The following is a 22,448-nucleotide window of genomic DNA, read 5'->3' as shown; positions in this document are numbered from 1 at the left end:
CTTCAAGCAATTCCCGATTTTAGGGGGACAAAGTGAACCGCCTCAAGAACGCGGCGCTCCGTTCCACGTGCGGTTTTGTCGATGACGACGAGGGCTTGCCCACCCGTCGATGACTGCGTCGGCGCGACGATGCGGCCGCCCACGGCAAGCTGCGCGATCCATGCCTCGGGCACCGCTTCTCCGCCGGCCGCAGCGATGATGCCGGCGTACGGTGCGCCCTTGGCATAGCCCACCATGCCATCCCCCAGCAGGAGGTGAACGGTCGCGAAACGAAAGGGCCGCAGGTTCGCGCGCGCGCGTTCGTGAAGACCTCGCAGGCGCTCGATGCTGTAGACCTCGGTTGCCACATGACTGAGTACTGCAGCCTGGTAGCCGCACCCCGTGCCGATCTCGAGGACGCGGCCCAGTCGATCAGCCGGCTTGTTCGCCAGCGAGGGCGCACCGAGCAGCAACTCGATCATGCGCGCCACCACATTGGGCTTGGAGATGGTCTGGCCCAGTCCGATCGGGAGGCTGGTGTCTTCGTACGCCTGATTGACCAGCGCGCTATCGACAAACATATGCCGCTCGACTGTGCCCATCGCACGCAGCACACGTGCATCGGTGATGCCTTGCGCTGCGAGGCGTTGCACCATCCGCGTGCGCACAGCATCCGAAGCCATCGACGGTGTCGCATGCACCACAGGTTTTGCGGGCGTGGCAGAAGTCCGTCCGCGAACCGTCGGAGGAGCCCCGGTCGTCAGCCGCACCGGGAAACCGGGACGTTGGCCTGCCATGTCAGGAAGACTCGCCCAGTCGAGCCACCGTCTCTCGCCACTGGCCGAGATGCGCGTGGTCGGTCAGGTCGATCTGCAAGGGGGTTAGCGCAACATGACCTGCTGCCGTCGCATGGAAGTCAGTGCCCTCGCCGCTGTCCTTTGCACCACCAGCACCGGCGATCCAGTACATCGTCTCGCCGCGCGGGCTGTCCTGGGTGATCACCTTCTCGGCCGCATGACGACGGCCCAGCCGGCATACCTTCACCGGCTTGAGTTCTTCGAACGGCCGGTTGGGGATGTTGACGTTCAGCAGGAACGCAGGGCCCCCGATCATCTTCTCGCGCTCGATCTGCTGGACGAGTCTTCTCGCAGCGCGAGCGGCGGCATCGATGTGCGCCCAACCCTTCTCGATCTGGGAGAAGGCGATGGCCGGGATGCCGAAGAGATAAGCCTCCATCGCTGCACCGACTGTCCCCGAGTAGATCGTGTCGTCGCCCATGTTGGCGCCGTTGTTGATGCCCGAGACCACGAGGTCGGGTCTGTAGTCGAGGAGACCCTTCAACGCGATGTGCACGCAGTCGGCAGGCGTTCCGGTCACGTAGCGAAAACCGTTGTGCGCCGCATGCACGTACAGCGGCGCCGCCAGCGTCAGTGCGTTGGACTTCGCGCTGTTGTTGTGCTCGGGCGCGACCACTTCAACATCGGCTACATCCTTCAACGCATCGTGCAGTGCCACGATGCCTGGAGCCTGATAGCCGTCGTCGTTCGAAATAAGTATCTTCATGGCGTCTGGGAGTCCGCAAGATTGTAGGCGGCAGGTGCGTCACGACTGGGACAACGGCGTCATCGGCCGAGGCCTATCATGGCCCGCACTTTCAATCGTCACCCCGCCCTATCTACAGGAGACACGAGCATGCACGCATGGCTCTGCGAAAACCCCGTCGGCGTCGATGCGCTGACATGGAAAGAATTGCCGACGCCACAGCCCGGCCCGGGTCAGGTCTTGGTCGAAATCAAGGCAGCCAGCCTGAACTTTCCCGATCTTCTGATCGTTCAGAACAAGTACCAGATCAAGCCCCCGCTGCCTTTCGTCCCGGGGTCCGAATATGCCGGCGTGGTCGCTGCGGTCGGAGAAGGCGTCAAGAACCTGCGCGTGGGCCAGAACGTCGCGTGTCTTTCCGGCACCGGCGGGTTCGGAACACACACGCTCGCACCGGCCGCCTTGTGCATGCCCCTGCCCGATGGATTTGGCCATGTCGACGCGGCAGCTTTCATCATGATTTACGCGACTTCTTGGCACGCACTGATGGATCGCGCCCAATTGAAGGCCGGTGAAACCGTCCTCGTTCTCGGCGCGGCCGGCGGCGTCGGGACGGCCGCAATTCAGATTGCAAAGGCAGCCGGCGCCAAGGTGATTGCCGCGGCCTCCACCGACGAGAAATGCGAGTTGTGCAAGTCCATTGGTGCGGACGCGACGATCAACTACACGACGCACGGCCTTCCCAATGCATTCCGCGACGCAGTCAAGGCGGCGACCGATGGCAAAGGACCGGATGTCATTTACGACCCGGTAGGCGGCGAATTCGCCGAGCCCGCATTCCGGTCGATCGCGTGGCGTGGCCGCTATCTGGTCGTCGGTTTTGCCGCTGGCCCCATACCCTCGCTCCCGCTGAATTTGGCCCTTCTCAAAGGGGCATCGCTGGTCGGCGTGTTCTGGGGAGACTTCGCCAAGCGCGAACCCCAGGCCAATGGACAGATGATGGCCGAATTGGCCAAATGGTACGGCGAGGGCAAGATCAAGCCGGTGATCGACAGCACCATGCCCATGGCGGACCTCAAGGCCGCCTACGCGCACATGGGCTCGCGTGGCGTGAAGGGCAAACTGGTCCTCGTGAACTGAAGCGACACGCGGCGCGCAATAAAAAGCCCGCGGATCGCGGGCTTTTTAACTGGAGGGCAGGGATTACTTGATTTCGAAGTCCGACAGCGATTTGCCCGCAGCCAACGCCTCGGTCACCCAGCGCGGCTTGCGCCCGCGACCACCCGACCAGGTCTCACCGGTCGGGCTGCGGTACTTTGCTGCCGCCTTTGTCGGAGCGGCGACCACACTCCTTCTGCTGCCGCGCATCGCGAGTTTCAGATCGGAGGCGGTCAAACCGTATTCGGCAATCTTCTTGCGCACCTCCTCGATCACGCCCGCCCGCTCTTGGTTTCTGAGCTCTTCGGCTTGCCTGCGCAATTGCGCAATCTGCTCGTCGTGCTTCTTGATCTGGGAATTGATGTCGGCAAGGGTCGAGGCCATCGGTGCTAATCCTCCGAATTGGAAAGAAAAAATTCTAATTGAGATTCCAATTGCAGCAAACGCAAGCGCACAAAAAAAAACGCCGACCCGGGGGTCGGCGCTTTTGATCAATGCAGTTTGGGGTGGCTGATGGGACTCGAACCCACGACGACCAGAATCACAATCTGGGACTCTACCAACTGAGCTACAGCCACCGCAGAGCCCGCAATTGTAGCGTGAAAAACTACCTTTCGGCGCTGATCGCGGAATCCGATGGCTTCGGCACCAGGATTTCGGCCTTGAAGCGGTTCTTCAGCATGTCGTAGTAGGCCGCCGTCTCGGCGGCCCCGACAGCTTGCCCGTACTGCTCGCTTTCCTGCCTGGCCACTTCCGGCGTGGGCGGCGTGCGCGGCACGGCCTTGACAACGCGCACGACCGCGAAGCCTTGTTGCCCCAGATCGGCACCGACCAGCACCGGCAGCTTGGCACTGTCGGCGCGCAGCGCGGCCTCGATCACCTGCGGCGCTTGGGATTGCGTTTCCAGCCTCGAGACCGTGACGGGCGATCCAAATGTCGCGCCGGCCGGATCGGCCTGCCACGCTGTCAGCTTGGCCGTGCCCTCCGCCTTCGCGAGGGCCGCCGAACGCTCCGCAACGAGCTGGGCGCGGACCTTGTCCTTGACTTCATCGAACGGCAGCGCGCGCGCCGGCGAGTATTGGGTCACGCGCCCGGCCGCGAGTTGGTTCGCGCCGATCTCGATCGCTTCGGTGTTGTGCTTGCGCTCCAGCGAATCCGGCGCGAAAAGCGCATTCAGGAAGTTACGGTTTGCCAACGGGCCCGCCCCGCCCGGCAGGGGCACGCGCCGGACATTGTTTGCGGTCTGGATGGTGAGGCCCAGTTTGTCCGCCGCAGGCTTCAGGCTGTCGGGCTGCTGGTAGACGATGTCCGTGAACGTTTCGGCGGCCTTGGCGAACTCCTGTGTGGCCTGCTGACTGCGCACTTCGTTCTCGATAGTGGCGCGGACCTTTTCGAAGGGTGGCACCACCGCCGGCTTGATGTCGTTCAGGTGGATGATGTGAAAGCCGAATTCGGTTTCGACCACATTGCTGATCTCGCCCTTCTTCAGCGCGAACAGCGAATCCTCGAACGGCTTGACCGTCGCGCCGCGCGTCACGAAGTCGAGGTCACCGCCCTTCTCCGCGGAAACGGGATCCTGCGAATTCTTGCGCGCCACTTCCGCAAACGTAGCGGGCGCCTTGCGGACCTCGGCCAGCAGCTCTTCTGCCTTTGCGCGGGCCTTCTCGCGGTCGGCGGCGGGCGCACTCGCCGGCGCGGCAATCAGAATATGGCTCGCGCGCCGTTCTTCCTTGCTGCCGAAGCGGGCGCTGTTCTGGTCGTAGTAGCTGCGCAGATCCGCTTCGCTGATCGCGATGTTCTTCTTGGCCGCTTCGAGATCGAGCACGAGGTATTCGACGTTGGCTTCTTCCGGCGCCTGGAACTGCGCGGAATGATCCTTGTAGAAAGCCTGCATGTCCGCGTCGGTGACGTTGACCTTGGAAGCGAAATCGGCCGGCTTGAACAGCGCCACCTGGATCTCGCGACGGTCATAGAACGCATTCAGTGTTGCCGCGGCCTGTGCGGCGCTCGCGAATGCGGTTCCGGAGATGCCGAGCGACACCTGCTGCGTCGCGAGCTCCGCGCGGATGGCGGCTTCGTATTGTTCCGGCGTGCGGCCGGTGGCGCGCATGAAGCCTTCGCGATCGAACTTGCCGTCCGGCGTGCGAAAGGCCGCGAGGCCGGTGTTCTCGGCAAAGAGGCGTGCCAGCCGCTCCTCGGAAACCGTCATGTTCGACTTCGCTGCGGCGGCGGCCAGCACGCGATCGCGAACCATGCGCTCCAGCGTGGCATAGCGCGCGGCCTCCGAGTCGAGCAGGGCCGGCTCGATGTTCGGCGCCTGCTGGCGGATGCGGTCGACCTCGCTGCGATGCTGCTGTTCCCATTCCGGGCGCGTGATCTCGGCGCCATCCACACGGGCTACCTTTTCGGCCTTGCCGCTTCCCTCGTAGCGATTGACGCCGAACAGCACGAACGACGGAATGATCAGCAAGAACAAGAGCCCCATGATGATCTTGTTGTACTTGCGGAAGGAATCAAACATGCTGGAGCACTCTCTTTGACGGATTGCGAAACGGCAACAAAAAAGGCGAACGCTCCGTTCGCCTTTTGTATCGGGTGGTGGGTGCTGAGGGGTTCGAACCCCCGACCTACGCCTTGTAAGGGCGCCGCTCTACCAGCTGAGCTAAGCACCCCACCGGAAACATCGATCTCAGTTCAAGGCGTCCTTGAGCGCTTTGCCGGGACGGAACTTCGGAATCTTGGCGGCCTTGATTTTAATCGCGTCGCCGGTGCGTGGATTGCGACCGGTGCGCGCAGCGCGCTTGCCCACAGCGAACGTACCGAAACCGACGAGCGACACAGAGCCGCCTTTCTTGAGCGTGGTCCGAATGGCGCCGATGGTGGACTCGAGTGCGCGCGTGGCGGCTGCTTTGGAAATGTCGGCGTTCTTTGCGATGTGCTCAATCAGTTCGGTCTTGTTCACAAGGGCCCCTTGTAGAAAAAATGTTGATCAGGGTCAGAAGCGATCACGTACTCGCGACGAATGCCGCGAGGAGCGAATTGGAATTGGGTGACAGTTCTGACGCGCCGGCAGCGCACTGCCGACAGGGATTACAACCACTGGTCTACGGGGTGTCAATAAGACACTCACCCCATAGACCACAACGAGGAGCGCGATTCTAGTGGCCTTTTGCGATGCCTTCTCAGAGGGCTTCCGCAATGGCCTTTCCGAGATCGAACGTGCGCCCGGTTCCGCCGATATCGGGCGTGCGCGGCGCGCCGCTTCGAGGGTCGAGCACCTTCTCGATGGCGGCAAGGATCGCATCGTGAGCGGCCTTGTGGCCGAGGAACTCCAGCATCATCGCGCCGCACCAGATCTGGCCGATCGGGTTCGCGATGCCCCGGCCCGCGATGTCCGGCGCAGAACCGTGCACGGGCTCGAAGAGCGAAGGGGTCGTGCGCTCGGGATTCAGGTTCGCGCTCGGCGCGATACCGATCGTGCCGGTACACGCCGGACCGAGGTCCGACAGGATGTCGCCGAAGAGATTGCTCGCCACCACCACGTCGAAAAAGTCCGGCCGCTGCACGAAGTGCGCGGTCAGGATGTCGATGTGGAACTTGTCGAGATTCACGCCGGGATAGTTCTTCGACATCGCCGCGACCCGCTCGTCCCAGTAGGGCATCGTGATCGAGATGCCGTTGGACTTGGTCGCGCTGGTGAGATGCTTCTTCGGCCGCGATTGCGCGAGGTCGAACGCGAACCTCAGGACCCGGTCCACGCCGAGGCGCGACATCACCGTTTCCTGCACGACGATCTCGCGCGCCGTGCCTTCGTACATGCGCCCGCCGATGCTCGAATACTCGCCCTCGGTGTTCTCACGGACGATGTACATGTCGATCTCGCCGGGCTGCCTCGGCGTCCCGTCGCGGCGCACCACAGGCGCGACGATGCCGGGCATGAGCCGCGCCGGACGCAGGTTGATGTACTGGTCGAACTCGCGCCGGAACAGCAGCAGCGAGCCCCAGAGCGACACATGGTCCGCGATCTTCTCGGGCCAGCCGACAGCGCCGAAGAAGATCGCGTCGTGCCCACCGATCTGCTCCTTCCAGTTGTCGGGCAGCATCTTTCCGTGCTTCTCGTAGTAGTCCCAGCTCGAGAAGTCGAAGTGATCGAATTTCAGGTCGATGCCGAACTTGCGAGCCGCCGCGTCGAGCACGCGCAGGCCCTCGGGCACGGTTTCCTTGCCGATGCCGTCGCCGGCGATGACTGCGATGCGTTGGATACTCATGTCTCAATCCTTCGGGGTTGCGTTGAAAAACGAAAACGCCTCGGCGACCAGTTCGGCGGGGGCTTCTTCGGGAATGTAGTGGCCGCAGGGCAGCGTGCCGCCGGTGACGTACTGCGCCCGTTCGCGCCAGAGCGCGAGCACATCGAAGCACCGGCCCACCACGCCATGCGCGCCCCACAACACGCGCAGCGGCATGTCCAGCTTGCGCCCGGCTGCGATGTCGGCGCGATCGTGTTCGAGGTCGATGGTGGCCGACGCGCGATAGTCCTCGCAGATCGCACGCGCCGTGCCGTCGATGGCCGCGCACCTCTCGTACTCCGCGAGTGCTTCAGGAGCGAAAGGGCCCAGCCCCGCGTGGCGGCCGCCCATCACGCTGCGCACGTAGCGCCCCGGATCGGAAGCGACGAGCGCCTCCGGAAGCGGCGGCGGCTGGATCAGGAAGAACCAATGCCAGTAGGCGCGCGCGAAGGCTTCCGTGGTGTTCTGGTACATCGCGAGCGTCGGGGCGATGTCCAGTAGCAGCATGCGCTCCACCGCCTGCGGATGATCCGCCGCCAGCCGGTGCGCCACGCGCGCGCCGCGGTCGTGCGCGAGCACGCCGAAGCGCTCGAAGCCGTGTGCGCGCATGACTGCGAGCGCGTCGAGGGCCATCTCGCGTTTGCTGTAGCGAACATGCCCTTCGTCCGCTTCGGGCCGGCCTGAATCGCCGTAGCCGCGCAGATCCATCATGACCACATTGAACCGCTGCGCCAGCAGCGGCGCGACGCGATGCCAGATGGCGTGCGTCTGCGGATGCCCGTGCAGCAGCAGCAGCGGCGCGCCGCGCCCTCCCGCTTTTCCGTGCAGCCTCACGCCGTCGCGCGAGAGATCGAAGGAGGAAAACGAATCGAGCATGGCCGAATTGTGCGTTGCGCCTTGCTCATCCACCAAGCAACAATCGGCCAATTGATACTTTCCGAAATGGCAGCAATGGAACGCAGCGATCTGGAACTCGTCGTGGCCATCCGCGATCGCGGCAGCCTGGCCGCCGCAGCGCTTGCGCTCGACGTGGTGCCCTCGGTCGTGACCAAGCGGCTCGGCTCGCTCGAAGCCCGGCTGGGGCAGCGGCTGTTCGAGCGGACCACGCGCAGGCTGAGCGCCACGGCGGAGGGCGAAGCGGTGTGCCTCCATGCCCGCGCCCTTCTCGATGGATTCGCAGCACTCGAGAACGAGCTCCGCGAGCGCCAGACCCAACTGAACGGCACGATCCGGCTGGTTGCGACCTTCGGGTTTGGCCGGCTCTGGCTTGGCCCCGCTCTGGCTCTGTTCAACGAGCGACATCCAGGACTGCACATCCAGCTCACGCTCGCGGAGAAGCTCCCCGACCTCGGCGCCGAGGGCTACGACGGCGCGGTGTGGCTGTGGGCCCCGCAACCCCGCCATGCCGGCGACTGGGTGACGAGGCGCATCGCTCGCAACCAGCGCGTGCTCGCGGCCGCCCCGGCCTATCTGACGCGGCGAAGCCATCCGCCCGATTTGGCGTCGCTCGCTTCTCACGATTGCCTGGTGGCTCGTGAGAACAGCAGCGGCGATGAACGCGAGTTCGCGCTCTGGACCCTGCGCCACCAGAAGGACGGGAGCAGCGCCCGCGTCCGCGTGCGCGGCCCGCTTTCGAGCAATTCGGGCGAACTGGTGCGCGATTGGTGTCTGGCCGGCCGGGGCCTGATGCTGCGCAGCCTCTGGGACATTGCGCCCCACCTCGCGTCGGGCGAGCTGGTGCGGGTGCTGCCGCAATTCGCGATGCCGGACGCCGACATCCAGTGGATCGCGCCGTGGCGCCCGAAGACGCCGAAGCGCGTCCGGCTGCTGATCGATTTCCTCGTCGAACGCTTTCGCAACGAGCCCTGGAAAGGCGCCGGCGCTCGCCCTTCCTGAGGGCCTTCAGCGCGGTCCTCGCACCGCGAGGCTCACGCCCACGGCGGTCATCGCGATGCCGGCCAGCGTCATCGCCGTGATCGGCTCGGCGAACAGGATCCACGCCATCACGGCCGTGCACGGCGGCACCAGGTAGAGCAGGCTCGTGACGGCCGTCGCCGTGCCACGCTGGATCAGCATGTAGAGCAGCGAACTGCCGCCGAGCGACAAGGCGAGCACCGACCACGCCATTGCCCCGCCGGACGAGAGGTTCCACTGGATGCTCTCGGGCTCCATCAGCGCGAAGGGCAAGGTGACGATGAACGCCGCGCCGAGCTGGATGGCGTTGGCGCTTCGCACGTCGCAAGGCGCCACGAATCGCTTCTGGTAGAGCGTGCCCGCCGTGATCGAGAGCAGCGCGGTGATGGCGAGCGACATCGTGAGCACGCTCACTTCGCCACCCTGCTCCAGCTTGCGCCACACCACAAGCACCAGGCCCGCGAATCCGAGCAGCAGGCCGAGCCATTGCCGGCTGGTGACCACGCCGCCGCGCAACGACAGCCAGACGGCGGTGAGCACCGGCTGAATACCCACGAGCAGCGCAACGAGCCCCGAGCCCATGCCGGCCCTGACCGCGGCCCAGACACCCCCGAGATATCCGGCCTGCATCAGCACGCCAGTGACCGCGAGATGCCCCCACTGCACCCGGTTGCGCGGCCAGGCCACGCGCGCGAGGACCACCCAGGCGACGAAGCAGATCACCGACAGCGCATAGCGCACGACCAGGAACTTGAGCGGCGGCGCGTAGGGCATGCCGTAGCGCGCCACGATGAAGCCGGTGCTCCAGATCAGAACGAAGACCCCCGGCATGGCCCGCAGCCAGCCCGCCGGCCGGGCCGCGTCGATCATTTGGCGCGTGCCCGGATCTCGGGGATGGCTTTTTGCAGGTAATAGACCATCGACCAGACGGTGAGCACCGCGGAGATCCAGATCAACCACTGCCCCCACGCGCCCGTGTCGATCGTGCCGAAGAGCATGCCGTTGAAGAGCAGGAACGGGATCGCAACCATCTGCACCGTGGTCTTCACCTTGCCGACCATGTGGACGGCGACGCTTTTGCCGGCACCGATCTGCGCCATCCATTCGCGCAGCGCAGAAATGGCGATCTCCCGGCCGATGATGATCAACGCCACGAAGACATCGGTGCGATTGAGATGCACGAGCACGAGCAGCGACGCGCACACGAGGAACTTGTCGGCGACGGGATCGAGGAACGCGCCGAAGGCGGAGGTCTGATTGAGTTTGCGCGCGAGAAAGCCATCGAGCCAGTCGGTCGCCGCGAACACGACGAACATCACCGTGGCGATGAGATTGCGCATCGGCTCCGACAGCGGCAGGTAGAACACACCCACGATCAGCGGAATCGCGACGATGCGCGCCCAGGTCATGATCGTCGGCAGGGTCCAGAACATCAGGGGAGTATATGCAGGCATTGGCACACCCCCAGGCTTGCTCGCTTCGCGTAGCCGCCAACCCCCTTGCAGGGGGCGCAGCCTGCGGCCCGGCAAAGCCGGTTCCGCGGCAGCTCCCGCGAAGGAGTGTGCGCGCCTCGCGGTCGGCTAATGCAGGGCCTTGTAGATTTCTTCGGCGAGATCGAAGGCGATGCCTTCGACGGAGGCGATGTCCTCGACACTTGCCGCGGCGACGCCGCGGATGCCGCCGAAGCGCTGCAGCAGGCGCGCGCGGCGCTTCGGGCCGATGCCCGGAATGTCTTCGAGTTGGCTTCCGCCGACACGCACCTTCGCGCGCTTGGCGCGCATGCCGGTGATCGCAAAGCGGTGCGCCTCGTCGCGGATCTGCGCGACCAGCATCAGCGCCGCCGAATCGCGACCGAGGTAGACCTTTTCGCGTCCGTCCGCAAACACCAGTTCCTCGAGGCCCACTTTGCGGCCCTCGCCTTTCTCGACGCCGACGATGAGGGAAAGCGGCAACCCGAGTTCCCCGAACACTTCGCGCGCCATCGATACCTGCCCCTTGCCGCCGTCGACCAGCACCAGGTCCGGCATGCGTGCCGCTCGCGTGCCCGCCGGCGCATCCGAGCCGGCGCCCGCCGCATCGCCGGCCGGCGGCGCGTCGGTCTCGGCGGCCATCGCCTCGGCGAGCTTGCCGTAGCGGCGGTGCAGCACCTGCCGCATCGCGGCGTAGTCGTCCCCGGGCGTGATGCCTTCGATGTTGTAGCGGCGGTACTCGCGGTTCTGCATCGCATGACGCTCGAAGACTACGCAGGACGCCTGCGTCGCCTCGCCCGCGGTGTGCGAGATGTCGAAGCATTCGACGCGGAAGTTCTCGAGGTCATCCGGCGCGAGTTCGAGCGCGTCGACCAGCGCGCGGGTACGCGCCTGCTGCGAGCCTTCCTCGGCGAGCAGCCGCGCGAGCTGCAGGCTGGCGTTCTTGCAAGCCATCTCCAGCCAGTGCCGGCGCTGCTCACGCGGCTGGAACACCGCCGTCACGCGCGTGCCGGCCTGCTGCGAAATGGCCTCGATCAGTTCGCGGCTCACCAACTCGCTGAGCACCAGCGTGGCCGGCACGGGCACGTCGATGTAGTGCTGCGCGACGAAGGCTTCCAGGACCTGCACCTCGACGGGCGCCGGCGGGGTTGCGTCGTCGTCTTCTCCAGCGCCCTCGCCGTGCCGTATCAGGGTCGCGTCCTCGACATGCACCGGGAAGTACGCCCGGTCGCCCAGATGCCGCCCGCCCCGCACCATCGCGAGATTGACACAGGCTTTCCCGCCCTGGACCTTGACCGCGAGGATGTCCACGTCCTTGTCCGACGCGATCTCGACCGACTGCTGGTGCAGCACGCGCGACAGCGCCGACATCTGGTTGCGCAGCTCGGCCGCCTGCTCGAACTCGAGCTTTTCGGCGTGCGCCACCATCCGCGCCTCGAGTTGCGTGAGCACGGCCTGCGTGTCGCCCAGCAGGAAGGCCTCGGCATTGGCCACGTCCTGCGCGTAGTCCGGCGGCGCGATGTAGCCGACGCACGGCCCGCTGCAGCGCTTGATCTGGTAGAGCAGGCAGGGCCGCGTGCGGTTGCTGTAGACCGTGTCCTCGCAGGTCCGCAGCCTGAACACCTTTTGCAGGAGCTGGATCGATTCCTTGACCGCCCAGGCGCTCGGATACGGGCCGAAGTAGCGGTGCTTGCGGTCGACCGAGCCGCGGTAGTAGGCCAGCCTTGGAAACTCGTGCGAGGCGATCTTCAGGTAGGGATAGCTCTTGTCGTCGCGAAACAGGATGTTGTAGCGCGGCTTGAGCGTCTTGATCAGGTTGTTCTCGAGCAGCAGCGCCTCGGCCTCGGAGCGCACCACCGTGGTCTCCATGCGCGCGATCTTCGAGATCATGTGGCCGATGCGCGTGCCGGCGTGGTTCTTCTGGAAGTAGTTGGCGACGCGCTTCTTCAGGTTGCGGGCCTTGCCCACATAGAGCACCGCCCCCGCCGAATCGAAATAGCGGTAGACGCCCGGCAGTTGCGGCAATGCCGCGACCTCATTGAGCAGTTGTTCGGAATGTGTCTCTGACATCGGTTTACTGGGGAGCCGATTCCACGGGCACCGGTTCGCACCGGACCTCGGTCTTCACGGAATTGGCGATGAAGCATTCGTCGTGGGCTGCGTGGTGCATTTCTTCGATCTGCGCCATGGAAGGGAGGCGCTCGCCGGAGAACCGCACCGCCGGCCGCAGCGTGACCACGGTCATCGCGATCTTGCCGGCGGCGTTGGCGCCCATCCGGCCGGCGGCGCGATCGACGTAGGTATCCACGCAGAAGCCCCGCGCAGCCGCGATCGACAGGAACCACAGCATGTGGCAGCTCGACAGCGAGGCGACGAAGGCTTCCTCGGGATCGACGGCAGCGGGGTCGGACAGCGGGACAGGCACCACATGCGGCGAGGACGAGCCCGCCCATTCGGCGCCGCCGTCGAAGCGGATCGCATGGCGGCGGCTGTAGCGATTGCCGACGAAGTCCTGGCCGCCGCGTTGCCAGGTGATTTCGGCCGTGTGCTGGGCCATGGATGCTGTCTCCGATGAATCGAGTGGGGGCTGTAGAGTATCCCGCGATGCGCTGGGACATTTTCTGCAAGATGATCGACAACCACGGCGACGTCGGCGTCTGCTGGCGGCTTGCGACCGGGCTCGCCGGCCGGGGCGAAAAGGTACGCCTCTGGATCGACGAGCCGTCGGCGCTGGCCTGGATGGCGCCCGCCGGATGCCCCGGCGTGACGGTGGTTCACTGGACCGAACGCGACGCGGCGCGGCATGATGCCGGCGCGCCGACCCCGGACGTGCTGATCGAGGCATTCGGCTGCGACCCGGTGCCGGAGGTCGTTTCGCTCTTCGCCCGCCAGCATCCGGGCGAAGAGGCGCGGCATCGCTGGATCAACCTCGAATACCTTTCCGCGGAACCCTACGTCGAGCGGCTGCATCGCCTGCCCTCGCCCGTCTTTAGGGATCCCGGCGCAGGCCTGACCAAGCATTTCTTCTATCCCGGCTTCACCACCGCGACCGGCGGCGTGATGCGCGAACCCGACCTCATGGCGCGCCGCGACCGCTTCGACCGCGCCGCGTGGCTGGCAGCGCACGACATTCCCTGGCAGGGCGAACGGATCGTTTCGCTCTTCTGCTACGAACCGCGTGCGCTCGACAACCTGCTCGGACAGTTGGAAAACGCCGGCGAACCGACCCGCCTGCTGGTGACGGCCGGCCGCGCCGCCGCCGCCCTCCCGCCCGGGCCGGCCCGGCGCGGCGCGCTGTCGATTTCCTGGCTGCCCTACGTGTCGCAGATCGATTTCGATCATCTCCTCTGGGCCTGCGACCTCAACTTCGTGCGGGGCGAGGATTCGCTGGTCCGCGCGCTCTGGGCGGGCGCACCATTCGTGTGGCAGATCTATCCGCAGGACGACGATGCGCACCACAACAAGCTCGACGCCTTTCTCGACTGGGCCAAAGCGCCGCGCTCGCTGCGCGATTTCCATCACCGCTGGAACGGCATTTCCCCGAGTCCCCTGCCCGTGCTCGACCGGTTGACGCTCGCGCAGTGGGCTTCCGCGGCCCACGCCGCACGCGAATCTCTCTTGGCGCAGGAGGATCTTTTGACCCGCCTGATCCGATTCGTGACCCAAAAAAGCTAAAATTGCGGGCTTTGCGGAATTCCGGCTTGGGCAGCCCCTCTCGCCCCGGCATCCCCTTTTCCGCCGAACCCGCCGCGGTGCAGATGCAACGAGCGGCCTACATCCAGAGATCCTGATTATGAAAATCGCTCAAGAAATTCGCGCCGGCAACGTCATCATGCACGGCAAGGACCCCATGGTCGTCCTCAAGACCGAATACAGCCGCGGCGGCCGCAATTCCGCCACCGTGCGCATGAAGCTCAAGAGCCTGATCGCCAACTTCAACACCGAAGTGGTCTTCAAGGCCGACGACAAGATGGAGCAGATCATCCTCGAGAAGAAGGAGTGCACGTACTCCTACTTCGCCGACCCGATGTACGTCTGCATGGACAGCGAATTCAACCAGTACGAAGTCGAAGCCGAGAACATGGGCGACGCGCTCAACTACCTCGAGGACGGCATGCCGGTCGAAGTGGTGTTCTACGACGGCAAGGCGATCTCGGTCGAACTGCCGACCAGCGTCGAGCGCGAAATCACCTGGACCGAGCCGGCCGTCAAGGGCGACACCTCGGGCAAGGTCATGAAGCCCGCGAAGATCGCCACCGGCTTCGAAATCGGCGTTCCGCTGTTCGTCTCGCAAGGCGACCGCATCGAAATCGACACCCGCACCGGCGAATACCGCAAGCGCGTCTGAGCGATTCGAGCGTTCACTCTAAAAGGCTCCTTCGGGAGCCTTTTTTGCGTCCGTGCACCAACACCGGGCCCGGAACCTGCAAGGCGCAAAATGCTCATCCGCTTCTCGCGCAAGAACATGACCAACAGTACACACGATCTTCACGACAAACGCCTGGCCGACGCATGGGCCACGCTCCAGGCCCATGCGGACAAGGGACTTCCGCTCAACACCGATCCCTCTCGGCTGGCCTTCGCCGACCCTGAATTCCTCCTTCGCCGCGAAACGCGCGGCCTGCGCATGCAACTCGAGTTGATGAAGCCCGACATCGAAATGCGCGCCCACGGCATCGAGAACACGATCGTGGTGTTCGGCAGTGCGCGCTTCCGCAGCGAGGAAGAATCCGGCGCGCTGATCGCCCAGGCCGAAGCGGCCGGCGACGCCGCGACCGCCGAACGCTGGCGCAGGCTCGCGCGCAGTTCGCACTATTACGAGAAGGCGCGCGCCTTCGGCAAACTGGTCGCCCAGTACAGCAACGACTGCGACCCCGAAGACAAGCTTTTCATCTGCACCGGTGGCGGCCCGGGCATCATGCAGGCGGCCAACCGCGGCGCCTACGAAGGTGGCGGCATTTCGGTCGGGCTGGCGATCGCCCTGCCGATGGAGGAGGAAGCGAACCCCTACGTCACCCCGGCGCTGAGCTTCAAGTTCCACTACTTCGCGATCCGCAAGATGCACTTCATGATGCGTGCGAAGGCGCTGGTCGCATTCCCCGGCGGCTTCGGGACGCTGGACGAACTGTTCGAGGTCATCACGCTCGTTCAGACGCGCAAGGCAAAACCGGTGCCGATCGTGCTTTTCGGCTCGGACTACTGGAAGCAACTCATCAATTTCGAGTTCCTCGCCGAGGAAGGCGTGATTTCCCCCGGCGATGTGAAGCTGATCGAGTACGTGGATACGCCCGAAGACGCCTGGAGCTACATCAAGCGCTTCTATAAGCTGTAGCTTTAGATGTGGCTCGCCCCCAGGCTCGCGCACTTCGTGTCGCTCTCCACCCCTACCGGGGGCAACACCGTCGGCCCGGCGGAGCCGGTTCCGTGGTGTTTCTGAGTTCTCCGTGCTCGGTCAATGCGTCGGCTGGTTTTCGGGCGGGGGGGCCTGGAGCCCCCAGACGGAGCGGGTGCCGAGGGCGACCACACTGCCGACGATCCAGAACACGCCCGCCACGCCGATCACTGCGCCGGCTGCACCGAAGAGCATCGGCATCGCCACACTCGACGCGTTGAGGGTCATCACGCGCAGGCCCAACGCCTCGCCGTGGCGCGCATGCGGCGTGATCTGGTGCAGCATGCTCATCACCATCGGCTGCACCGCCCCGAGTGCAATGCCCAGCAGCACCGAGCAGGCGCCCATGCCAAGGGCCGACGTCATCAGCGGATAGACGGCGAACACCAGCGCGGTGATCACATTCGAGGCGGTGATGACGGCGCGCTCGCTGAAGCGGGACGCGACCAGCGGCAGCACCACGCGAATCGCAGCGGCGGCGACCGCGAAGGCACCCAGGAGGGCTCCGATCGTCGACGCGCTGAGACCTCGTTCGTGCCCCAGGATCGGCAGCACGAAGGTGTGCACGTCCCACGAAGCCGACTGCAGCCAGTTGACGAACAGCAGCCGTCTGAACATCGGTTCGGCCAGAAGATCCCATGCGCGCGCCTTCGCGGCACCTTCTGCCGGGCGCAGCGTGGGAAGCTCCCGCGTGCCGCGCGCCAGGAGCCAGCAGGCGATCGGCAGCAGCGTCAGCAGCGCGAAGGCGACGCGATAGCCGATCAGGTCTCCCGGCGCCGGGCCCGCATGGTCGATCAGGAGCCCGGTGAGGAACGGTCCGACGAAATTGGCCGCGGCCGGCGCGATCGCCAGCCAGCTGAACACCTGCTTGAGCTGGGTGGGACCACCCGCCGCCCGGCCGACATGGCGCTGCAGTGCGATCACCGCGATGCCGGTCGCGCCGCCGGTGAGCAAGGCCGCGAGGCACAGCACCGGAAACACGGGAAACGCCCCGGCCAGCGCGGCGCCGCTGGCGGCCGAAACCACCGCGATCGAGAGCGGACGCCGCAGTCCATGCCGATCGGCGAAGCGCCCCGCCGGCAGCGCGAGAAACACCTGCGTCAGCGCGAACAGCGAAAGCAGCACGCCGACCGAGGCGGCGCTGTGGCCGTCCCGCAGCGCGAGCAGCGGCGCCGCGAGCCGTGTGCCCGTCATCGCCGCATGCAGGCAGACCTGCGCGAGGATCAGCCGAAGCAGGCCGGCATTCACGAGGCGCCGTCGTCCTCGCCGTCGACCAGTGGCAGCAACCCCTGGGTCTGGGATTCCGGCAGGGCCTCGACCTTGCGCAGCGCCAGCCGCATCTGCTTGGCGCGCGTATCGGCCTTGTCGATGGTGTCGGAGGCCTTGGAGACCTGTTCCTTGATGCGAGCGACCCAGTCCCCATAGCGCTCGAACTCGGTCTTGACCGCACCAAGGACCTTCCAGACCTCGGACGCCTGGTGCTCCAGCGCCAGCGTGCGAAAGCCCATGTGCAGACTGTTGAGCATGGCCAGCAGCGTGGTCGGGCCCGCGAGCGTCACCCGGTGCTGCCGCTGGATCGCGTCCATCAACCCCGGGCGGCGCAGCACTTCGGCGTAGAGGCTCTCGACCGGCAGGAAAAGAATCGCGAAGTCGGTGGTGTGCGGTGCGGCGAGGTAGTTCTCGGCGATCGATTTTGCTTCCGTACGGATGCGCGCTTCGAGCGCCTTGGCCGCGGCTTCGGCCGTTGCGGGATCGGCACGCTCGTGAGCGTCCAACAGGCGCTCATAGTCGTCGCGCGGGAACTTGGCGTCGATCGGCAGCCACACCGGCGCCCCGTCGTCGCCGCGCCCCGGAAAGCGGATCGCGAAATCCACCCGCTGGCCGCTGCGCGGCTTGGTCTCGACCTGCTTGGCGTACTGGTCCGCCGTGAGCACCTGCTCGAGCAGGGCCTCGAGCTGGACTTCGCCGAACACGCCGCGGGTCTTCACGTTGGTCAGCACGCGCTGCAGGCTGCCGACGCCGACCGCCAGCGTCTGCATTTCACCGAGTCCCTTGTGCACCTGCTCGAGCCGGTCGGCCACCTGCTTGAAGCTCTCGCCGAGACGGGCTTCCAGCGTGCTCTGGAGCTTCTCGTCGACCGTCTTGCGCATCTCGTCGAGCTTGGCGGTGTTGGTCTGCTGGAGCTGGGCGAGCTGGGCCTCCATCGTCGCGCGCACTTCGGCAAGCCGCCGCGCGTTCGATTCGCTCAGTCCCTGCAGCTGGGTGTTGAGCGTGTCGGCGAGCGTCTTCTGCAGCAGCGCAAGCTGCTGGGCGAAGGCGTCGATCTGCGCGTTCTGCGTGCGCGTGGATTCCGCGCCCTGGTGCACCAGCGCCTGCTGGAAGTTGACGAAAGCCTGGGCCGTTTCCTGCCGGGCGCCGCGCGAAGACTCGCCGATCTCGTGGCGCAGCTCGCGCTCGATGCGCTCGTTGCTCGCGGCCAGGGTGGAGATCAGCGCCGAGTGGTCCGGCGGCGGCGGCCTGCGCGCCAGCAGCCACACGATGAGGATGAAATTCAGGGCCGCGAGGGCCAGCAGGATCCAGGTTTCGATCACGGGTCTTGGGTTTTCTTATCGGGCTGCAAGAACGGAGGGGTTGAGCGGCGTGACCGGCTTGTCGTGCACCAAGTAACCGATCAGGTTGTCGACCGCCAGATCGGCCATCGCACGCCGCGTCGGAACGGTCGCGCTGGCAATGTGCGGCGTGAGCACCACGTTCGGGACCTTGAGCAGTTCGGGGTTCACCTTCGGCTCGCCCTCGAACACGTCGAGACCGGCGGCGGCGATGCGCTTCTCGCGCAGCGCCACGGCGAGCGCCGCGTCGTCGACGATGCCGCCGCGCGCGATGTTGATGAGGGTGGCGGTCGGCTTCATGAGGGCGATCTCGGCGGCGCCGATGGTGTGATGCGATGCCGGCGTGTAGGGCACCACCAGCACCACGTGATCCGCGGTCTTCAGCAGCTCTTCCTTGCCGACGTACGCGGCCTTGCACTCGGCTTCGAGGCTGGCCTCGAGCCGGGAGCGGTTGTGATAGATGACCTTCATGCCGAAGCCGAGCGCGCCGCGCTTGGCGATGCCCTGTCCGATCCGGCCCATGCCGATGATGCCGAGCGTCGAACCGTGGATGTCGGAGCCGGCGAACATGTCGTAGCTCCACTTCTCCCACTTGCCGGCGCGCAGGAAATGTTCGCTCTCGGAAATGCGGCGCGCGGTCGCCATCAGCAGCGCGAAGCCGAAATCGGCGGTGGTCTCGGTGAGCACGTCGGGTGCGTTGGTGCCGAGCACGCCGTGCGCGGTCATCGCGTCGATGTCGAAGTTGTTATAGCCCACCGCCATGTTGGCGCAGATCTTCAGGTCGGGGCAGGCGTCGAGCACCTCGGCATCGATGCGCTCGCTGCCGGTGGTGAAGACGCCCTGCTTGCCCTTCAGCCTGGCGATGAGCTGCGCCTTGGTCCAGCTTTCATCGCTCTGGTTCGCCTCGACCTCGAAATGCTCCGAGAGGCGGGCGATGGTTTCAGGAAAGATCGAACGGGCAACGAGGACTTTGGGCTTGTTCATGATCAACGGAAGAAGATGAGGGTGAGAACGACAAAAAGCGGCACCAGGATGCCACCCGACCACAGCATGAAGCCGAAGAAACTCGGCATCCGCACGCCGCGGCTTTCCGCGATGGCCTTGACCATCAGATTGGGCGCGTTGCCGATGTAGGTGTTGGCGCCCATGAATACGGCGCCGGCGGAAATCGCCGCCAGCGTCGTCGCATAGGTGTTCATCAGGGCCTGCGGATCGCCGCCGGCCGTATTGAAGAACACCAGGTAGGTCGGTGCATTGTCCAGGAAGGAACTGAGGATGCCGGTGGCCCAGAAGTACATCGCCGGATCGGGATGTCCGTCGGGCCGTGTCACCGCCGAGACGACGGCGCCGAAGGGGCCGTCGACGCCGGCCTTCAGCATGGCGATCACCGGCACGATGGTCACGAAGATGCCCGCGAAAAGCTTGGCAACCTCGATCATCGGCTCCCAGCCGAACTGATTGGCTTCATGCACAGCGGGCGCCGTGATGCGCAGCGACAGCAGGATGATCACGACCAGCGCCACGTCGCGCACCAAACCCGGCAGCCCCACCTCCGTGCCGAACACGTCGAAGCGCACTGGCGACTTCCACACGCCGCTCAGGAGCACGAAGAACACGACACCGCCGAGCAGCCAGAAGTTGATCGCGCCGTCGAAGGCGATGCCGCGCGTGTCGGGGGTCGGATCGAAAGGCAGCAGCGTCTCGTGTCGGAAGTACCAGGCATCCAGCAGGTGGAAGAGCACCAGCAGGATGCCGGTCATGAAAAGGGTCTCGGGCAGGATGTTCCGGAGCGTCCAGGTGAAATCGACGCCTTTCAGAAAGCCCAGGAAGAGCGGTGGATCCCCCAGCGGCGTGAGCGCCCCGCCCACGTTCGAGACGATGAAGATGAAGAAAACGATCACGTGCACCTTGTGCCGCCGGTTGTCATTGGCGCGGATCAACGGGCGGATCAGCAGCATGGACGCACCCGTGGTCCCCATCAGGCTCGCCAGCACGGCGCCGACCGCGAGGATGGCGGTGTTGAGCTTCGGCGAGCCGTGCAGGTTGCCGCGGATATGGATCCCGCCGGAGACGGTGAACAGCGCAGCCAGCAGGATGACGAAAGGGATGTACTCGCCGACGAGCGCGTGCGCGAGTTGGGCGCCCGCGACCGGCGCACCATGGATCGCGGCAAACGGGAGCAGGAAGGCCAGCCCCCAGGCTGCGGCGACCTTGCCGTAATGGTGGTGCCAGAACACCGGCACCATCAGCGGCATCAGTGCGATCGACAGGAGCATTCCGGCGAACGGGACGCCCCACCCGACCGACAGGCGCCCACCCTGGACGTCGGCCGCCCATCCCGCGGCCGGCAATGCCAGCAGAACGAATGCCAGTGCGCGCAGGGCTTTCCTGGGTGCCTCCGCCGCCCTCATGCGGCAGGCTGCTCGATCTCGAAGACCTGTCGCAGATAGGCGAGATACCGCTCGTCCTCGCACATGTTCTTGGACGGCGTGTCGGATAGCTTGGCGACCGGCTGGTCGTTGCAGGCGATCATCTTGATCACGATCTGTAGCGGCTCGTAGCCGAGGTCGTTGGTCAGATTCGTGCCGATGCCGAAGGCAAGCTGGCAGCGTCCCCTGAACTGCTGGTAGAGCTCGATGGTTCGGGGCACCGTCAGGCTGTCGCTGAAGATCAGCGTCTTGGTCTGCGGGTCGACGCGGTTCGCGACATAGTGCGCCAGCATCCGCTCGCCCCACTGGAACGGATCGCCGCTGTCGTGGCGCGCGCCGTCGAAGAGCTTGCAGAAGTACAGGTCGAAATCGCGCAGGAAGGCGCTCATGCCATAGACGTCCGACAGCGCGATCCCGAGGTCGCCACGGTATTCCTTCGCCCAGACTTCGAAGCCGTACACCTGGCTGTCGCGCAGGCGCGGTCCGAGCGCCTGGCAGGCCTGCAGGTATTCATGCGCCATCGTGCCGAGCGGAATCAGCCCGAGCTTCATGGCGTACAGCACATTGCTCGTACCAGCGAACTGAGGCAGCTTGGCGAGGCCGCGCGGCGGCGGCGAGGTCACGGCGCCCAACTTGTCGGAGAGCGTGCGCAGCACCTCCTCGTGCCATTCGTTGGAGAAACGGCGGCGCGTGCCGTAGTCGGCGATCTTGAGGTCGGCCAGGCCATCCTGCTGCAACTGCGCAATCTTGGCATCGAGCCGACGGCGCCCTTCCGCGAAGTCGGGCTTCGGCTGCGTGTTGCGGAAGTAGACCTCGTTGATGATGGCCAGCACCGGGATCTCGAACAGGATCGTGTGCAGCCAAGGCCCGCGGATGCGGATGTCGAGTTCGCCGGACGGCAGCGGGATGATGTTGATGTACTTCTCGTTCAGGCGGAACAACCCGAGGAAGTCCACGAAGTCGCTCTTGATGAAGCGCATCGAGCGCAGGTAGCCGAGCTCCGCATCCTTGAACTGCAACGAGCACAAGTGGCGCACCTCCTCGCGGATCTGCCCGGCGAAGGGCGCGAGGTCGACACCCGGGTTGCGGCATTTGAAGCGGTATTCGACGCGCGCGCCCGGGAAGTGATGCAGCACGACCTGCATCATGGTGAACTTGTAGAGGTCGGTATCGAGCAGGCTTTGGATGATCATGATGCGCGCACTTTTCCCCAGGTAATCGACGTGCGTTCGATTATCACGGCCGCCGTCGGCATGTGCCTACGACCCCTTCCCCGTGAGTCCTACCACCGTGTCCTGGCCGCGACGCGACAGTGGCTTCACGCCGGCAGAGCCGCATACGGGCACCGGCGACGAAACCTCATCTGACTGAAGGAGTTCCGCCATGAACAAGGACACCGTCGAAGGCAACTGGAAACAGTTCAAGGGCAAGGTCAAGGAGCAATGGGGCAAGCTGACCGATGACGATTTCGACGTCATCGCCGGCAAGCGCGACCAGTTGCTCGGGCGCATCCAGGAACGCCATGGCGTCAGCCGCGATGAGGCCGAACGGCAGGTCTCCGAATGGGAGAACCGCGACGGCCGTACACCTGCCGCCATCTGGATGGAGCGCGTCTGACGCCCCCGGGCGCCAGGTCCGCATTCATCCCCAACCGATTTCGCAACTTAAGAGGA

22 protein-coding genes and 2 tRNA genes are annotated in these 22,448 nt (G+C 65.3%); 6 read left to right on the top strand and 18 right to left on the bottom strand.

Translation table 11 applies throughout. The features are described from left to right. Positions 1 to 2: 2 nt before the first annotated feature. A complete protein-coding gene (locus tag WKW77_RS09640) occupies positions 3 to 776 on the bottom strand; it encodes a protein-L-isoaspartate(D-aspartate) O-methyltransferase (protein ID WP_340356624.1) in 774 nt (257 codons plus the stop codon). 1 nt (position 777) lies between these two features. Further along, entirely contained in the window at positions 778 to 1,542 is a 765-nt protein-coding gene (gene surE, locus WKW77_RS09635; RefSeq protein WP_340356623.1) for a 5'/3'-nucleotidase SurE, read from the bottom strand. A 129-nt stretch (positions 1,543 to 1,671) separates the two neighbouring features. Between surE and WKW77_RS09630 the strand changes: the two genes are divergently transcribed. Continuing rightward, positions 1,672 to 2,658 (top strand): NADPH:quinone oxidoreductase family protein, encoded by a 987-nt coding sequence (locus WKW77_RS09630; protein WP_340356622.1) that lies wholly within the window; start codon positions 1,672 to 1,674, stop codon positions 2,656 to 2,658. Between the two features lie 63 nt (positions 2,659 to 2,721). Here WKW77_RS09630 and WKW77_RS09625 read toward each other — a convergent pair whose 3' ends face one another. The 7 genes from WKW77_RS09625 to WKW77_RS09595 form a co-directional block, all read right to left on the bottom strand. Next, on the bottom strand, positions 2,722 to 3,060 hold the full coding sequence (locus WKW77_RS09625) for an H-NS histone family protein (protein ID WP_340356621.1): 339 nt from the start codon (positions 3,058 to 3,060) through the stop codon (positions 2,722 to 2,724). Positions 3,061 to 3,178: 118 nt separating this feature from the next. Next, positions 3,179 to 3,254: transfer RNA gene (locus tag WKW77_RS09620), tRNA-His, on the bottom strand. 29 nt (positions 3,255 to 3,283) lie between these two features. Further along, positions 3,284 to 5,197 carry a SurA N-terminal domain-containing protein gene (locus WKW77_RS09615; RefSeq protein WP_340356620.1) on the bottom strand — a complete coding sequence of 638 codons (1,914 nt, stop codon included), beginning with the start codon at positions 5,195 to 5,197 and terminating at the stop codon, positions 3,284 to 3,286. Positions 5,198 to 5,272: 75 nt separating this feature from the next. Continuing rightward, positions 5,273 to 5,348, bottom strand: a tRNA-Val gene (locus WKW77_RS09610). Between the two features lie 17 nt (positions 5,349 to 5,365). Beyond that, positions 5,366 to 5,638, bottom strand: a complete 273-nt coding sequence (locus WKW77_RS09605; RefSeq protein WP_007830705.1) for an HU family DNA-binding protein — start codon at positions 5,636 to 5,638, stop codon at positions 5,366 to 5,368. 220 nt (positions 5,639 to 5,858) lie between these two features. Beyond that, complete coding sequence (locus WKW77_RS09600) at positions 5,859 to 6,944, bottom strand: tartrate dehydrogenase (protein WP_340356619.1); 1,086 nt, start codon at positions 6,942 to 6,944, stop codon at positions 5,859 to 5,861. 3 nt (positions 6,945 to 6,947) lie between these two features. After that, positions 6,948 to 7,838: an alpha/beta fold hydrolase gene (locus WKW77_RS09595; protein WP_340356618.1), complete on the bottom strand. Its 891-nt coding sequence runs from the start codon at positions 7,836 to 7,838 to the stop codon at positions 6,948 to 6,950. 75 nt (positions 7,839 to 7,913) lie between these two features. Between WKW77_RS09595 and WKW77_RS09590 the strand changes: the two genes are divergently transcribed. Then, entirely contained in the window at positions 7,914 to 8,858 is a 945-nt protein-coding gene (locus WKW77_RS09590; protein WP_340356617.1) for a LysR family transcriptional regulator, read from the top strand. 6 nt (positions 8,859 to 8,864) lie between these two features. On the opposite strand, the gene WKW77_RS09585 is transcribed toward WKW77_RS09590, so the two are convergent. The 4 genes from WKW77_RS09585 to WKW77_RS09570 form a co-directional block, all read right to left on the bottom strand. Beyond that, on the bottom strand, positions 8,865 to 9,746 hold the full coding sequence (locus WKW77_RS09585) for a DMT family transporter (protein WP_340356616.1): 882 nt from the start codon (positions 9,744 to 9,746) through the stop codon (positions 8,865 to 8,867). Continuing rightward, positions 9,743 to 10,309, bottom strand: a complete 567-nt coding sequence (gene pgsA, locus WKW77_RS09580; RefSeq protein ID WP_340356719.1) for a CDP-diacylglycerol--glycerol-3-phosphate 3-phosphatidyltransferase — start codon at positions 10,307 to 10,309, stop codon at positions 9,743 to 9,745. Before pgsA ends, WKW77_RS09585 begins: the two co-directional genes overlap by 4 nt. Positions 10,310 to 10,456: 147 nt before the next feature. Then, complete coding sequence (gene uvrC / locus WKW77_RS09575; protein ID WP_340356615.1) at positions 10,457 to 12,415, bottom strand: excinuclease ABC subunit UvrC; 1,959 nt, start codon at positions 12,413 to 12,415, stop codon at positions 10,457 to 10,459. A 4-nt stretch (positions 12,416 to 12,419) separates the two neighbouring features. Continuing rightward, complete coding sequence (locus WKW77_RS09570) at positions 12,420 to 12,902, bottom strand: OsmC family protein (protein ID WP_340356614.1); 483 nt, start codon at positions 12,900 to 12,902, stop codon at positions 12,420 to 12,422. A gap of 47 nt (positions 12,903 to 12,949) precedes the next feature. On the opposite strand from WKW77_RS09570, the gene earP reads away from it, so the two are divergent. The 3 genes from earP (at position 12,950) to WKW77_RS09555 (ending at position 15,677) form a co-directional block, all read left to right on the top strand. Next, the gene (gene earP / locus WKW77_RS09565) at positions 12,950 to 14,020 is read left to right on the top strand and encodes an elongation factor P maturation arginine rhamnosyltransferase EarP (RefSeq protein WP_340356613.1); all 1,071 of its coding nucleotides are present in this window, start codon (positions 12,950 to 12,952) and stop codon (positions 14,018 to 14,020) included. A gap of 118 nt (positions 14,021 to 14,138) precedes the next feature. After that, positions 14,139 to 14,693 (top strand): elongation factor P, encoded by a 555-nt coding sequence (gene efp / locus WKW77_RS09560; RefSeq protein WP_340356612.1) that lies wholly within the window; start codon positions 14,139 to 14,141, stop codon positions 14,691 to 14,693. A gap of 117 nt (positions 14,694 to 14,810) precedes the next feature. Next, positions 14,811 to 15,677, top strand: a complete 867-nt coding sequence (locus WKW77_RS09555) for an LOG family protein (protein WP_340356611.1) — start codon at positions 14,811 to 14,813, stop codon at positions 15,675 to 15,677. 120 nt (positions 15,678 to 15,797) lie between these two features. Here the strand turns inward: WKW77_RS09555 and WKW77_RS09550 are convergent, their stop codons facing one another. Genes WKW77_RS09550 through pncB form a run of 5 tightly spaced genes read right to left on the bottom strand, consistent with a single transcriptional unit; the run spans position 15,798 to position 21,968 of the window. Beyond that, complete coding sequence (locus tag WKW77_RS09550; RefSeq protein ID WP_340356610.1) at positions 15,798 to 16,985, bottom strand: MFS transporter; 1,188 nt, start codon at positions 16,983 to 16,985, stop codon at positions 15,798 to 15,800. Continuing rightward, positions 16,982 to 18,325 (bottom strand): DNA recombination protein RmuC, encoded by a 1,344-nt coding sequence (locus WKW77_RS09545; protein ID WP_340356718.1) that lies wholly within the window; start codon positions 18,323 to 18,325, stop codon positions 16,982 to 16,984. The genes WKW77_RS09550 and WKW77_RS09545 overlap by 4 nt, the downstream gene beginning before the upstream one ends. Positions 18,326 to 18,343: 18 nt before the next feature. Further along, positions 18,344 to 19,330, bottom strand: coding sequence for a 2-hydroxyacid dehydrogenase (locus WKW77_RS09540; protein WP_340356609.1), 987 nt, complete (start codon positions 19,328 to 19,330; stop codon positions 18,344 to 18,346). Between the two features lie 2 nt (positions 19,331 to 19,332). After that, positions 19,333 to 20,757, bottom strand: a complete 1,425-nt coding sequence (locus WKW77_RS09535; RefSeq protein WP_340356608.1) for a sodium:proton antiporter — start codon at positions 20,755 to 20,757, stop codon at positions 19,333 to 19,335. After that, entirely contained in the window at positions 20,754 to 21,968 is a 1,215-nt protein-coding gene (gene pncB / locus WKW77_RS09530; RefSeq protein WP_340356607.1) for a nicotinate phosphoribosyltransferase, read from the bottom strand. Before pncB ends, WKW77_RS09535 begins: the two co-directional genes overlap by 4 nt. Positions 21,969 to 22,158: 190 nt before the next feature. Here pncB and WKW77_RS09525 point away from each other — a divergent pair, with 190 nt between their 5' ends. Next, a complete protein-coding gene (locus WKW77_RS09525; protein WP_340356606.1) occupies positions 22,159 to 22,392 on the top strand; it encodes a CsbD family protein in 234 nt (77 codons plus the stop codon). Positions 22,393 to 22,448: the final 56 nt, after the last annotated feature.

The organism is Variovorax ureilyticus (assembly GCF_037889935.1).
GTDB classification, from domain to species: Bacteria; Pseudomonadota; Gammaproteobacteria; order Burkholderiales; family Burkholderiaceae_C; genus Variovorax; species Variovorax ureilyticus.
The sequence above is the reverse complement of the archived record's forward strand: the minus strand, read 5'-3'. Positions and strand labels throughout refer to the sequence as shown.

Excerpts from the sequence above, each read along its gene's own strand:
- efp (WP_340356612.1), top strand. The coding sequence starts at position 14,139 with ATGAAAATCGCTCAAGAAATTCGCGCCGGCAACGTCATCATGCACGGC.
- WKW77_RS09590 (WP_340356617.1), top strand. The coding sequence starts at position 7,914 with ATGGAACGCAGCGATCTGGAACTCGTCGTGGCCATCCGCGATCGCGGC.
- pgsA (WP_340356719.1), bottom strand. The coding sequence starts at position 10,309 with ATGTTCTGGACCCTGCCGACGATCATGACCTGGGCGCGCATCGTCGCG.
- surE (WP_340356623.1), bottom strand. The coding sequence starts at position 1,542 with ATGAAGATACTTATTTCGAACGACGACGGCTATCAGGCTCCAGGCATC.
- WKW77_RS09640 (WP_340356624.1), bottom strand. The coding sequence starts at position 776 with ATGGCAGGCCAACGTCCCGGTTTCCCGGTGCGGCTGACGACCGGGGCT.
- earP (WP_340356613.1), top strand. The coding sequence starts at position 12,950 with ATGCGCTGGGACATTTTCTGCAAGATGATCGACAACCACGGCGACGTC.
- WKW77_RS09555 (WP_340356611.1), top strand. The coding sequence starts at position 14,811 with ATGACCAACAGTACACACGATCTTCACGACAAACGCCTGGCCGACGCA.
- WKW77_RS09570 (WP_340356614.1), bottom strand. The coding sequence starts at position 12,902 with ATGGCCCAGCACACGGCCGAAATCACCTGGCAACGCGGCGGCCAGGAC.
- WKW77_RS09540 (WP_340356609.1), bottom strand. The coding sequence starts at position 19,330 with ATGAACAAGCCCAAAGTCCTCGTTGCCCGTTCGATCTTTCCTGAAACC.
- pncB (WP_340356607.1), bottom strand. The coding sequence starts at position 21,968 with ATGATCATCCAAAGCCTGCTCGATACCGACCTCTACAAGTTCACCATG.
- uvrC (WP_340356615.1), bottom strand. The coding sequence starts at position 12,415 with ATGTCAGAGACACATTCCGAACAACTGCTCAATGAGGTCGCGGCATTG.
- WKW77_RS09615 (WP_340356620.1), bottom strand. The coding sequence starts at position 5,197 with ATGTTTGATTCCTTCCGCAAGTACAACAAGATCATCATGGGGCTCTTG.
- WKW77_RS09525 (WP_340356606.1), top strand. The coding sequence starts at position 22,159 with ATGAACAAGGACACCGTCGAAGGCAACTGGAAACAGTTCAAGGGCAAG.
- WKW77_RS09535 (WP_340356608.1), bottom strand. The coding sequence starts at position 20,757 with ATGAGGGCGGCGGAGGCACCCAGGAAAGCCCTGCGCGCACTGGCATTC.
- WKW77_RS09630 (WP_340356622.1), top strand. The coding sequence starts at position 1,672 with ATGCACGCATGGCTCTGCGAAAACCCCGTCGGCGTCGATGCGCTGACA.
- WKW77_RS09625 (WP_340356621.1), bottom strand. The coding sequence starts at position 3,060 with ATGGCCTCGACCCTTGCCGACATCAATTCCCAGATCAAGAAGCACGAC.
- WKW77_RS09600 (WP_340356619.1), bottom strand. The coding sequence starts at position 6,944 with ATGAGTATCCAACGCATCGCAGTCATCGCCGGCGACGGCATCGGCAAG.
- WKW77_RS09585 (WP_340356616.1), bottom strand. The coding sequence starts at position 9,746 with ATGATCGACGCGGCCCGGCCGGCGGGCTGGCTGCGGGCCATGCCGGGG.
- WKW77_RS09595 (WP_340356618.1), bottom strand. The coding sequence starts at position 7,838 with ATGCTCGATTCGTTTTCCTCCTTCGATCTCTCGCGCGACGGCGTGAGG.